At 74.9% G+C, this 12483-nt stretch carries 7 protein-coding genes and 1 pseudogene; 6 read left to right on the top strand and 2 right to left on the bottom strand.

The window, feature by feature from the left end:
- Positions 1 to 14: 14 nt before the first annotated feature.
- From K8Z49_RS20525 to K8Z49_RS20500, 6 genes and pseudogenes are all read left to right on the top strand, one after another.
- On the top strand, positions 15 to 2147 hold the full coding sequence (locus tag K8Z49_RS20525) for an acyl-CoA dehydrogenase (RefSeq protein ID WP_075020781.1): 2133 nt from the start codon (positions 15 to 17) through the stop codon (positions 2145 to 2147).
- A 66-nt stretch (positions 2148 to 2213) separates the two neighbouring features.
- Positions 2214 to 3914 carry a hypothetical protein gene (locus K8Z49_RS20520; RefSeq protein ID WP_412520325.1) on the top strand — a complete coding sequence of 567 codons (1701 nt, stop codon included), beginning with the start codon at positions 2214 to 2216 and terminating at the stop codon, positions 3912 to 3914.
- A 44-nt stretch (positions 3915 to 3958) separates the two neighbouring features.
- On the top strand, positions 3959 to 4090 hold the full coding sequence (locus tag K8Z49_RS20515; protein ID WP_021592999.1) for a hypothetical protein: 132 nt from the start codon (positions 3959 to 3961) through the stop codon (positions 4088 to 4090).
- 13 nt (positions 4091 to 4103) lie between these two features.
- Positions 4104 to 4967 carry a glycosyltransferase gene (locus K8Z49_RS20510; protein ID WP_021592998.1) on the top strand — a complete coding sequence of 288 codons (864 nt, stop codon included), beginning with the start codon at positions 4104 to 4106 and terminating at the stop codon, positions 4965 to 4967.
- The gene (locus K8Z49_RS20505; protein ID WP_111830212.1) at positions 4964 to 6148 is read left to right on the top strand and encodes a glycosyltransferase family 4 protein; all 1185 of its coding nucleotides are present in this window, start codon (positions 4964 to 4966) and stop codon (positions 6146 to 6148) included. The genes K8Z49_RS20510 and K8Z49_RS20505 overlap by 4 nt, the downstream gene beginning before the upstream one ends.
- Before the next feature lie 36 nt (positions 6149 to 6184).
- A pseudogene (locus K8Z49_RS20500) lies at positions 6185 to 8662 on the top strand (alpha-(1->3)-arabinofuranosyltransferase family protein); the annotation flags it as partial.
- A 1780-nt stretch (positions 8663 to 10442) separates the two neighbouring features.
- Here the strand turns inward: K8Z49_RS20500 and K8Z49_RS20495 are convergent.
- Entirely contained in the window at positions 10443 to 11684 is a 1242-nt protein-coding gene (locus tag K8Z49_RS20495) for an acyltransferase family protein (protein WP_021600061.1), read from the bottom strand.
- Positions 11681 to 12454 carry a class I SAM-dependent methyltransferase gene (locus K8Z49_RS20490; protein WP_412520324.1) on the bottom strand — a complete coding sequence of 258 codons (774 nt, stop codon included), beginning with the start codon at positions 12452 to 12454 and terminating at the stop codon, positions 11681 to 11683. Before K8Z49_RS20490 ends, K8Z49_RS20495 begins: the two co-directional genes overlap by 4 nt.
- Positions 12455 to 12483: the final 29 nt, after the last annotated feature.

Genomic DNA, 12483 nt, shown 5'->3' with positions numbered 1-12483 from the left:
GGAAAGGTGTGGCCATGGCCATCGGCTTGACCGAAGAACACGAGGCGCTCGCGGCGTCGGTGCGCGCGTTCGCCGCCCGCGACATCACGCCGAAGGCGGTCCGGGACGCGGACGCCGGCTTCTGGCCCGCGCTCGCCGCGCAGGGCCTTCCGGGGCTGCACCTGCCCGAGGACGCCGGCGGGCAGGGCTTCGGGATCCTGGAGCAGGCCGTCGCGCTGGAGGAGCTCGGCCGGGCGATGGCCCCCGGCGCCTACACGCCGACGGTGCTGGCGTCCGCGGTCCTGCATGCGGCCGGGGGCGACGTGCGCGGGCTGGCCGACGGGTCCCGCACGGCGGCGATCGGGCTCTCGGGGAGCCTGGCCAGGGACGGCGACACCGTCTCCGGCACGATCCAGCCGGTCTTGGGCGCGCCGCTGGCCGACCTGTTCCTGCTGCCGGTCGGTGACGGCTGGGTCGTCCTCGGACGGGACGACGTCACCGTGGGGTCGCTGGAGTCCCTCGACATCACCCGTCCTGTGGGGTCGGTCACGGTGGACGGCGTGACCGTCCCTGACGGGCATCTTCTCGATGGGGTCGACGCGCACGCCTTTGCAGCCGTCCTCCTGGGGGCCGAGGCCTGCGGTGTGGCGGGACGCGCCCTGGACGACGCCGTCGCGTACGCGAAGCTCCGCGAGCAGTTCGGCCGTCCGATCGGGCAGTTCCAGGGCATCAAGCACAAGTGCGCCCGGATGCTCATCGCCGTAGAGCGCGCCAGGGCGGCGGTGTGGGACGCCGCACGCGCCCTCGACGAGCCGGAGGACCAGCGCGCCTACGCCATCGGGGTGGCCGCCGCACTGGCCGCCGACGCCGCCGTCACCTGCGCCGAGGGCAACATCCAGGTGCACGGGGGCATCGGCTACACCTACGAGCACGACGCCCACCTGCTCTACCGGAGGGCGTTGACCCTTCGCGCGCTCCTGGGACGGGCGAGCGAGCACCGGGCGGGCGTCGCCGCGCTCGCCGTCCAGGGGGTCAGGCGGCCGATGAGCATCGAGCTGGCCGAGGACGCCGAGCCGGTCCGCGAGGAGATCCGGGCCCGCGTCGCCGAGCTGGCCGCCATGGAGCCGCTCGGCCGGCGGGCCGCGATGGCGGAGGGCGGCTGGGTGACGCCGCACCTGCCGGAGCCGTGGGGGCGGGGCGCCGGGCCGCTGGAGCAGGTCGTGATCCAGCAGGAGCTGAAGGCGGCGAACGTCCGCCCGGTGCCGCTGATGATCGCCGCGTGGGTCGTCCCGTCGCTCGTCCAGTACGGGACGGCCGAGCAGCGGGAGCGGTTCCTGCCGCCGACGCTGCGCGGCGAGATCATCTGGTGCCAGCTGTTCTCCGAGCCGGGCGCGGGCTCCGACCTCGCCGGGCTGCGCACCCGCGCCGAGCGCGTCGAGGGCGGCTGGACGATCACCGGCCAGAAGATCTGGACGTCGCTCGCCCGCGAGGCGCAGTGGGGCATCTGCGTCGCGCGGACCGACCCGGACCGCCCCAAGCACGACGGCATCACCTACTTCCTCGTCGACATGGCGTCGCCGGGCATCGAGATCCGGCCGCTGCGCGAGTGCACGGGCGACGCCGTGTTCAACGAGGTGTTCCTGGACGGCGTGTTCGTCCCGGACGACCTGGTCGTCGGCCCGGTGAACGCGGGCTGGCGCGTCGCCCGCACCACGCTGGCGAACGAGCGCGTCGGCCTGACCAGCAGCTTCCAGCTCGGCGGCGACCTGCCGAAGCTGCTCGAACTGGCCGCCGGGCTCGGCCTGGACGCCGATCCGGTGGTCCGCGACGGCATCGGGCGCCTCGCCTGCGACGAGCACTCGTTCAACCTGCTCGGCCTGCGCGCCACGCTGAAGCAGTTGTCGGGGACGGACCCGGGCGCGACGGCGAACGTCCGGAAGCTGGTGGCGATGGAGCACGGCCAGCAGGTGACCGAGTTCGGGTTCACGCTCCTCGGCGAGGAGGGCGCGCTCACCGGCGGCCGGCAGGACGCGCTGCGCGCCCGCTGGACCCGGCTCCTGCTGGCGTCCCGCGCGATGAGCATCGGCGGCGGCACCACCGAGGTCAACCTGAACGTGATCGGCGAGCGCATCCTCGGCCTGCCCCGCGACCCCGCCCCGGCGCGGTAGCCGGGCGCGTCCCGGGTCAGGGGACGGGTGGGGTAGCGTCCAGGCTCACATGCGGGGACGGACTCCTTGAACGACCGGACGCGGCACCTGGTGGCCGCGCTGACCGGGCTCGGGCTCGGGCTCGCGGCGCTCGGGCCGGGGCTCGCGCCCGGCTTCGTGCTGTCGTACGACATGGTGTTCGTCCCGGATCCGGCGTTCACCCGCATGACGTTCGGGCTGACCGGGGTCGTCCCCCGGCACGTCCCGAGCGACGCGTTCGTCACCGCGCTCGCCGCCGCCGTCCCGGCGGACGCCGTGCAGAAGCTCATCGTGCTCGCGATCTTCGTCATGGCGTGCGCGTCGGCGGCGTCGCTGGTGCCGTCCCGCCGGCTGACCCCGCGTCTCGCCGCGGGCGCCTGCTACGCCTGGAACCCGTTCGTCGCCGAGCGGCTGCTGCTGGGCCAGTGGGCCCTGCTGCTCGGCTACGCGGCCCTGCCCTGGGTGGTCGCGGCCGCCGCCCGGACGGACGAGCCGGGGGGAGGCCGCCGCCTCGTCCGCGTGCTGATCCCGGCCGCCGTCGGCGGATTCGCCGCGCTGACCGTCACCGCGATCACGGCGTTGGTGGTCGCCGTGGCCACCGGCCGGACCCGGGCCGCCCTGCGGGTTCTCGCGGCGGCGGGGGCGCTGAGTCTCCCCTGGCTGATCCCCGGGGCGCTGCGCCCGGCCGGAGTTCCCGGGGACGGGACGGCCGTCGACCTGTTCGCCGCCAGGGCGGACACGCCGTTCGGAGCGCTCGGAAGCCTCCTCCTGCTCGGCGGCGTCTGGAACGGCGAGACGGTCCCGAGAGGGTACGGAGCACCCGTCACGGCGACGATCTGGCTGGTCGTGGTGGCCGTCGCGCTGCTCGCCCACTGGAGATGGTGCCGGGAGCCCGCCTGGCGCCGCGGCCTCGCCGTCGCCGCCGCGATCGGGTTCGCCGTGGCGGCTCTCGGAGCGGTGGCGTCCGGCGCCCTGGAAGCCGTGATCGATCTCTGGCCCGGCTTCGCCGTCCTGCGGGACGGGCAGCAGTACGTGGCACCGCTCGCCGTCCTCGTCGCCGTGGGGCTCGGGACGGCGGCCGACCGGGCGGCGGAGGCGCGATGGCCGGGTGTGGCCGCCGCCGCGATCGCCGTCCCGGTGCTCCTGCTGCCGACGCTGGCCTGGGGCGCGGCCGGGGACCTGCGGGCCGTCCGGTACCCGGACGACTGGGCGCGGGCGAAGCAGATCATCGACGGCGACCCCGCGCCCGGGGACGTGCTGGTCCTGCCCTGGGCCTCCTACCGGAGCTACCCGTGGAACCACGGCCGCCGGGTGCTCGACCCGCTGCCCCGCTACCTGCACCGGCGGGGCATCGTGGACGACGCCGTCACCGTGGACGGCACGACCGTGGCGCCCGAGGACCCGAGGGCCGTGCGGCTCGCGCCGGTGGCCCGCACCGGCGCGCCGCCCGCCGCGACGCTGCGTGACGCGGGCGTACGGTACGTCGTGGTGGACGCGGAGATCGGGACGCTGCGCCCGTCCGGTCCGGCCACGCCGGTGCTCCAAGGGTCTGACCTGGCCGTGTACCGGATCGAGGGGGCCGCGGCCGTCCCCGGCGACGGGGTTCCCGTGGTGCCCGTGGTGATCGCGTGGATCGCGGGGAGTCTGGCCGTTTTCTGGTCAATCCTGCCCCCACGGACTACTCTGAGCCTTCCGTTACTCGGCGGTACCCCGCCCCGCAGCCCCCACCACCGACGCCCTCACCCCTGACGCCATCTCCACTGACGCCATCACCATTGAAAAGGGACCCCCTGATGCGCATCGCCATCGCCGCTGTCGTCGGCGTCCTGCTGGCCGCCGGAGCGTCGTTCGGCGCGGTCCAGCTCGCGAACGCCTCCCAGAAGGACCCCGTCATCAAGCCGCTGTACAACTACGGCTCCCGGTGACCTGAAGGCCCTGATGGGGACCCGGCGTGACCGTTCCGTCCTCCTGGAGATCGTGGTTCCCGCCTACAACGAGGCGGACCGGCTCCCGGCGGGGCTCGGGCTGCTGTGCGACAAGCTCGCGGGGCTGCCGGTGCGGGCGGAGGTCATCGTCGTCGACAACGCCAGCACCGACGGGACGGCGGGCATCGTCAGCGCCTGGGACGGGCCGGTGCCGGTGCGGCTGGTGCACTGCGAAACACGCGGAAAGGGCGCCGCGGTCCGCGAGGGACTCCTCGCGACCCGTGCTCCTTATGTAGGCTTCATGGACGCCGATATGGCAACAGACCTCGCGGCTCTGGACGAAGCCATCGTCCTGCTGCGCGGGGGCCGCCCGGTCGTGGTCGGGTCAAGGCGCCACGGTCGGTCGGTCGTCGAAGGCTACGCGCTGCCCGTCAGGCGGCTCGGAGCCATCACGTTCAACCGCATCGTCCGCGATCTCGCGGGCGGCATCGCCGACACCCAGTGCGGCTTCAAGTTCTTCTTCGGCCCGCTGGGGCGCGCCGCCGCGGCCGATCTGCGCACGACGGGCTTCTCGTTCGACGTCGAGCTGCTCGCCCACTGCGTGCGGCGGGGAGCGTCCGTGACCGACATCCCGGTGGTCTGGCGCGACCGTGCGGGGTCGACGTTCTCGGTGCGGCGCCATTCCCTGCAATGCCTGCTCGACCTGGCCAGGATCCGCGCGCGCGCCGGTTTCCGGTTGCCCGCGGTGCCGGTGAAGTCGAACATCCCGGTCGTGCCCGTCCGGGCGGCGTTCGGTGAGCCGGGCCCGCTGCCCCTCGCGAAGAAGGCACCGCCCCTCGCGAAAAAAGCGTCGGCGCCGGCCGCCAAGACGGGATGAACGAGGGTCTGCGGGTCGCGGTCGTCAACTGGCGGGATCCCTGGCATCCCGCCGCGGGCGGCGCCGAACGCTACGCGTGGGAGCTCGCGCGCAGGTTCGCAGGCGAGGGGGACCGCGTCCACTACGTCACGTCCAGGGCGCCCGGACAGAAACGCACGGACCGGGTGGAGGGCGTCGAGTTCGTCCGTCTCGGTGGCCGCTTCACCGTCTACCCGCTCGTCCTGCTGTGGATGCTCTGGCACCGGCTGGGACGGCGCCGGGGCCGTTTCGACGCGGTCATCGACTGCCAGAACGGCATCCCGTTCTTCACGCCTTGGGTGCTGCCCCGCCGTGTACCGGTCTTCTGCGTCGTCCATCATGTGCACGACGCCCAGTTCGGCCTGTACTTCCCAAAATGGCTGGCCTGGGTCGGTCGGGTGCTGGAGGGGCCGGTGAGCCGCTGGACGTACCGGCGGCACGCGTTCGTGGTGGTTTCGCCGTCCACGCGGCGCGCCGTCCGGGAGCGTCTGGGCTGGACGGGGACGACCCACATCGTCCACAACGGGTCGGTGGTCGCCGAACCGGACGGCGCGGTCGCCGAGCCCAGGGGCGACCCCGATCTCGTCTGCGTGACCCGGCTCGTCCCGCACAAGCGCCTCGACCTGCTCCTCGACCTCGCCGAGGATCTCGTCGAGAGCGATCCCGATCTCCGGCTTCACGTCGTGGGGGACGGGCCTGAAGCGGCCACGCTCACGGCCGGGATCGCGGCCCGCGGCCTGGACGGCGTCGTCATCGCACACGGCTACGTCCCCGAGGACGTCAAGGCTGCCTTGGTCGTCCGAGCCGATCTGCACCTCAGCACGTCCCAGGGCGAGGGATGGGGCCTCAGCGTGATCGAGGCCGCCGCGCTCGGCGTCCCGACCGTCGCGCACGACGTGGACGGCCTGCGCGACGCGGTCCGCGACGGGATCACCGGATGGCTCGTCAGCGAGGGCGACGACCAGGCCGACGTCGTCCGGCGGGCCCTCAAGGACCTGGCCGACGCCACGTCACGCGACCGGATCGCCACGGAATGCCGGGCCTGGGCGGCGGGATTCGACTGGGCGCACACCGCCGGCCGGATGCGGGAGCTCGTCGCCTCCGCGGTCCGGGACGGGACCGGCCGCGGGTACGGTGACGAGCACCCCGACCGGCATCGCTGACGTCGGGCGGAGCACGGGAAGGGGCGAAGGGCGAGCATGGCCGTGGGAGAGGCGAACCCGCCACGCGCCGGTGCGCCGCGCCCGCCCGCGCCGGGGGCCGGCGGGCCGGCGGGCCTGGACGCCGCCGGGCGGCTGCGGGAGCGGATCCGCGTCCTCGCCTGCTGCCTGACGCTGACCGCGCTCGCGTTCGGCACCCGTCCCGGCGCCATCCTCGCCGACACCAAGATCGACATGGCGGTGAACCCGCTCGGGTTCCTCGGCCGCGCCCTGCACCTGTGGGACCCGGAGCAGTTCGGCCAGCTCCAGAACCAGGCCGTCGGCTACCTGTTCCCGATGGGCCCGTTCTTCGCGCTCGGCGACCTGGCGGGCATGCCCGCCTGGGTCACCCAGCGGTTCTGGCTGGCGCTGCTGATGTGCGTGGCGTTCGTCGGCACGTGGCGGCTGGCGGGGCGCCTCGGCATAGGCGGCCCGGTCGGCGGGGGGCCCGGCGGGGGGCAGGGGGCCCGCCTGTTCGCCGCGATGGCGTACGCGATCGCCCCGAACGCGCTGGCCACGCTCGGCCAGATCTCCTCGGAGTACCTGCCGGCCGCGATGCTGCCCTGGATCGTCCTGCCGCTGGTCACCGCGGCGTCCGGCGAGGGCGGGCGGCTGCGGGCGGCGGCCCGGTCGGGCCTGGCGATCGCCTGCTGCGGCGGCATCAACGCGACCGCGACCGTCGCCGTGCTGGTCGTCCCGGTCGTGTACGTCCTGACGCGGCCGCGCGGGACGTTCCGGGCCCGGATGCTCGCGTGGTGGTCGGTGTGCGCGGGCGCGGCGACCGCCTGGTGGCTGGCCCCGCTGCTGCTGACCGGCACGTACGGGTTCTCCTGGCTCACCTACACCGAGAAGGCGGAGACGACGACCGGGCCGACCGGCCTGATCAACGTGCTGCGCGGGGCGGAGCGCTGGGTCAACTACCTGATCGTGGACGGGCAGGTCTGGTGGCCGGTCGGGCACGGGCTGTCGCTCGGCCCGCTGCCGGTCCTGTGCACCGGCGTCGTCGCGGCGCTCGGGCTGGCCGGGCTGCTGAGCCGGCTGCTGCCGGAGCGGACGTTCCTGCTGCTCACGCTGCTGGCCGGGCTGGCGATCCTGTCGATGGGCCACATCAGCGACATCCCGGGCCCTTTCGCGGACCGGCTCCGCGACCTGCTGGACGGCCCGCTCGCGCCCCTGCGCAACCTGCACAAGTTCGACGCGGTCGTCCGGCTCCCGCTCGCGCTCGGCCTCGCCCACGTGCTCGTCGCGGCGGCCCGGCGCGCCCGGGAGGCCAGGGGCGCCCAGCGCCGCGGGTCCGATGTGCGGAGCCTGAGCGGCGGTACCGGACCGGCGGCCGGGCCGACGCTGCGGTCGCTCGTCAGCCTGCCCGTGGCCGCCGCGGTCGCGCTCGGCGGCATCGGCCTCACCGCCGCCTCGCACGGCCTGACCGGGCCGGGCGACTTCAAGGAGGTGCCCCGCTACTGGCGGGACGCCGCGTCCTGGATCAACGCGCGGGCCGGCCAGCAGGGCGTGCTCGCCGTCCCCGGGGCGCCGTTCGGCGAGTACCTGTGGGGACGGCCGATGGACGACATCGTCCAGCCGCTGCTGCAGGCGAGATGGGGCGTCCGCCAGCTCGTCCCGGCCGGATCGCCCGGCTACACGCGGGCCCTGGACGCGATCGACCAGCAGGTGCGCTCGGGGCAGGGCTCGCCGGGGCTGAGCGCGTTCCTCGGCCGGATGGGCGTCCGGTACGTCCTGGTCCGCAATGACCTGCGGCGCGAGACGCTGCGCGGCGCGTGGCCCGCCCGCCTCCACCAGGCGCTCGACGGCTCGCCCGGCCTGCGCAGGGCCGCCTCGTTCGGCGCGCCGGTCGGCGGCGACGCCGACGACGCGGTGTCCGCCGTCGACCAGAAGTACGCCGCGCTGGAGGTGTACGAGGTCGAGGACGCCGCCGACGTCGCCGGACTCGCCGACGCGACGGACCCGGTCCGCGTCTACGGCGGTCCGGAGTCGCTGCTGGCCATGGCCGACGACGAGGTGCTGCCGGACGGGCCCGTCCTGCTGGACGACGACGCCCCCGATCTCAAGGGCACCCCGGTCGTGACCGACTCGCCCCGCCTGCTGCGCCGCAACTTCGGCGAGCTGCACCAGACGTCCCCGACGCTCACGGCCGCCCACCGGGGCGAGGCGACGGACGTCCTGGACCAGGGGTGGCGGCGGTACGCGACCCACGTGACGTACGGCGGCGGTGTCCGCGACGTCACCGCGTCGTCGTCGGCGGCGGACGAGGAGGCGATCCCGCAGGCCCGCAGGCCGGAGGCGACCCCGTACGCGGCGCTCGACGGCGACCGGTTCACCGCCTGGGAGACCGGCGGATGGGACGGCCCCTACGGGCAGTGGCTCCGCGTCGACTTCGACGAGCCCCGCGACGTGCGGGACCTGACCGCCGTGTTCGTGCAGAACGGGCTCCTCGGGCCGCCGGTCACGCGGGTCGCCGTCCAGACCGAGAACGGGACGGTGGAGCAGGACGTCCAGAAGATCGCGACCGCGCAGCCGCTCCGCGCGCCGGACGGCCCGACCCGCTGGCTGCGGTTGCGCATCACCGCCCTGGCCTCGACCCCGGCGGTCCCCGCGTTCACCCGGGCGGGCGTCGCGGAGCTGTCCATCGGCGGGGTGCGGCCCACCCGCACGTACACGATGCCCGCGCCCGCCGGTGCCGACGGCCCGGCCACCTACGTGATGAGCCGGCCGCCGGGGGCGGCGAGCGAGTGCGTCGAGGGCAGCCGGCGATGGGTGTGCTCGCCCTCCCTCGGTTCCGGTGACGAGGAGGGCACCGGGTTCGACCGGACGTTCACGTCGCCGACCGCCGCGAAGGCGCCCGTCACCGGCATGGCCGTCCTCACCGACCAGCGGCTCATCGCCCGGTACGCCGCCGTGCACGGCCAGCCGGTCGTGTCGGCCAGTTCGACGCTGTCCGAGCATCCCGCCGACCAGCCCAGGTCCGGGTTCGACGGCGACCAGGCGACGGCCTGGATCGCGGGGGAGAAGGAGAACGCGCCCGCGTACAGCGTCCGGTGGAAGGGCCGCAAGAGGCTGTCCTCCGTCACGGTGACGCGTCCCCCCGGCGCGTCGGGGCCGATCCGCGTCCGGGTCGAGGGCGGCGACGGCGAGATCCGCGAAGGGCTGTCGGACGCCCAGGGCCGGCTGTCGTTCGCCCCCATCACCACCGACCGGCTGAAGCTCACCTTCTTCAAGGACAACCGCACCCAGCCGATCCAGATCGCCGAGCTCGCCGTCCCGGGCGTGAAACCGTTCCCGGACGTGCGCACCTACCCGCTCCAGCTTCCGTGCGGGTACGGCCCGAAGCTGCGGGTCGGCGCCGCGGCCGTCCCGACGAAGGCGACCGGAACCCTCGGTGACCTGCTCGCCGGGCGCCCGCTGCGGTTCAGCGCGTGCAGGCAGGCCGCGCTCAAGGCCGGCCCGAACCGGCTGGAGGCGGTGCCGCTCGACTCCTTCCGCGTCGAGTCGGTGACGGTCGGGGCCAAGCCGGGGGCGGCCGCCGCCGCGCGCCCGCCGCGGCGGGTCAAGGTGATCAGCTGGGGGCCGGGCTCCCGGGAGCTGGAGGTGGACGCCGCCACCACCTCGTTCCTGACCGTGAACGAGAACTTCAACAGCGGCTGGCGCGCGACGGCCGGCGGCACCGAGTTGCGGGCCGTGCGGCTGGACGGGTGGAAGCAGGGCTGGATCGTCCCCGAGGGCACCAGCGGCGCCGTCGAGCTGACCTACACGCCCGACCGGGCGCAGCGGATCGCCGTCGTCGCCGGGCTGAACCTGCTCCTGGTCCTGCTGCTCGCCGCCGTCCGGCGGGGGCGGCGCGCCGGCCGTCGCCCGGACCCCCGGGCCCTCGTCGCCGGGACGGGCTGGCCCGCGTGGGCGGCGGTCGGGCTCGCCGCGGCGCTCGGCGGCTGGATCGCCGGCGTTCCCGGGGCCGCCGTCACCGCCGCCGTCGCGCTCGGCTGCGGCTGGGCGCGGACCCGCCGCTCCGCCGTCCCGCGCGCCCTCGCCTCCCCGTGGCCGGTCGCGCTCGCCATGCTGGCAGGGACGGGCTGCCTCGCCGCGGGCCTCCGGCTGGACCTGATCGACAACCCGGCCGCCCCGTCCGGCGCGGTCGGCGACATCGTCCCGCAGCTGCTCGGCCTGGTGATCGTCGGCCGGATCGCGGTCGAGCTGTGGCGGCCGAGGCCGCCGGGCGGCGGGGACGCGGGCGGGCGGATCGCGCTCAGCTGGACGGCGCCCGAGCCGGGGCCGGACGGGACCGGTCGCGGCGGCGGGTCAGCCGCTGGACCGGCCACTCCACCAGGTAGTGGCTCAGGGTCCCCGCTGCGATGGACGCCGCGGCCATCAGCGGAAGGTCCGTCGCCACGTCCCCCCGGAACACCCGGTCGGCGGCCTCGTACCAGGAAACGATGATCAGCAGCTGCCACAGGAACACCCCGTAGGAGATGCGGCCGAGGAACCGCATCACCGGGTTGCCGAGGACGGCGCCGAGCGCGGGCTGCCCCGCCGGGGCGAGCGCCACGGGGGCGACCAGCGCCGCCGCGCACAGCCCGAACACGACCAGGTGCAGCGTGGACGTCCAGAACGCGTCCGGCGTCTGGAGGCTGAGCGGCCCCGCCGCAGGCGTCGCGGCGACGACGTAGAGCATGGCCGCGGCGACCCAGCACGCCGCCCACGAGTCCGACACCGCCCGGCACAGGGCGGCGACCGGGCGCCGCTCGTCCAGCCGCGCCCACACCGTGATCACCGCGAGCGCCATCCCGATCGCGAACCAGGCGAAGTAGCGCGGCAGCCACAGCCCCATCTGGGAGTTGCGTTCCGGGACGAACATGAGGGCCGTCCACGGGAACGACAGTGCCCCGTAGACACCGATGCCGATGAGGAGCCGCCTGGCCCGGACGCCGACGTCGTGGGTGCGCACCCGCCGCGCGTACCAGCCGAGGACCGCCGCGGTGACCGGCAGCGTGACGTACCAGGCGACCTCGATCACCAGGCTCCAGAGCTGCCCCAGGTGCGCCGGCCCGAGCTCGCTGTCCCACCACGGTCCGGGCAGGTAGGTGTGCGACACCGTGAGCAGCGAGGCCCAGGTGACCCAGTCGCCGATGTGGTCGCGCCCCGCCGTGGCCATGAAGACGACGATCACCGCCCAGTAGGCGGGCATGATGCGCAGCACCCGCCGGCGGAGGTAGGTGATCGTGCGCGGGGCGGCCCGCCCGTCCAGGGCGGCGGCCGCCCAGGGACGGTAGAGCAGCAGCCCGGACAGCGTGAAGAAGATGGGCACGCCGACCTGCCCGCCGTTGAACAGCCACCGCACGCCGCTCGGGTTGGTGATGGAGCCCGCGGTGCTGGCGACGTGGAAGACGAGGACGGCGAGCGCCGCCACGGCCCGGACGCCGTCGAGGGTGTCCTGGTGCCCGGAGATCGGCGGCGGCGCGGGCCTGGCCGCCTGCGCGGACGTGCTCACGGGCCGTTCTTCCTCAGCACCAGGACGAGGTTCCAGGTGGCGACCTCACGCAGACCGGGAATGCGGACGATGCCCTCGGCCCAGCGCGGATGGTAGCGGGGCAGGGCGTCCAGGACCGTCGCGTCGGGGCGCTCGCGCGCCCAGGCCAGGGCCGCCGACACCGACACCGGATGCAGGCTGTGCCCGAACCGGTTCTTGGGCGGGCGTCCGTTGCGGCGCTCGTACCTGCGCGCCGCCCGGTCACCGCCGAGGTAGTGCCAGGGCGAGGTCTCGTGGCCGCCCCAGGGGGACAGCCAGTTGGTGAACGACAGGAAGACCGTCCCGCCCGGCCGGGTCACGCGGACCATCTCACCGGCCATCCGCCACGGGTCGGGGACGTGTTCCAGGACGTTCGAGGAGAAGCACACGTCAGCGGAGCCCGTCCGGAAGGGAAGGGCCAGCGCGCTGGCGACGAGGGTGTTCGGCCCGTGGACGCCGTGCGCGGTCAGCTCGGAGAGGTCGTGGTCGACGCCGGCGCAGCGCGCCCCGGCGGCGGCCAGCGCGCGGGCGAAGAACCCGGAGCCCGTGCCGACGTCGACTACGGTCGCGCCGTCGAGGCCGGTGTAGGAGCCGAGCAGGGCGACGGTGTCCCGCGCCATCAGGTCGTAGAAGTACTCCGGCTCGCTCTGCTCGCGGCGGAACGCGCTCAGCAGCCGCACCGACCGGGCCAGCGTCGCCCGGTGCCCATCCCCGGGACGCCGGGCGTCCCGCCTCGGGGGCGCCGAGGTCATCGGCCACCTCGCTGTTCGTGATCGTCGCC

This window comes from Actinomadura madurae (genome assembly GCF_047130825.1).
GTDB lineage: Bacteria > Actinomycetota > Actinomycetes > Streptosporangiales > Streptosporangiaceae > Spirillospora > Spirillospora madurae.
This window is presented reverse-complemented; position numbering and strand designations above follow the sequence as displayed.

Excerpts from the sequence above, each read along its gene's own strand:
- K8Z49_RS20490 (WP_412520324.1), bottom strand. The coding sequence starts at position 12,454 with ATGACCTCGGCGCCCCCGAGGCGGGACGCCCGGCGTCCCGGGGATGGG.
- K8Z49_RS20525 (WP_075020781.1), top strand. The coding sequence starts at position 15 with ATGGCCATCGGCTTGACCGAAGAACACGAGGCGCTCGCGGCGTCGGTG.
- K8Z49_RS20515 (WP_021592999.1), top strand. The coding sequence starts at position 3,959 with ATGCGCATCGCCATCGCCGCTGTCGTCGGCGTCCTGCTGGCCGCCGGA.
- K8Z49_RS20505 (WP_111830212.1), top strand. The coding sequence starts at position 4,964 with ATGAACGAGGGTCTGCGGGTCGCGGTCGTCAACTGGCGGGATCCCTGG.
- K8Z49_RS20510 (WP_021592998.1), top strand. The coding sequence starts at position 4,104 with ATGGGGACCCGGCGTGACCGTTCCGTCCTCCTGGAGATCGTGGTTCCC.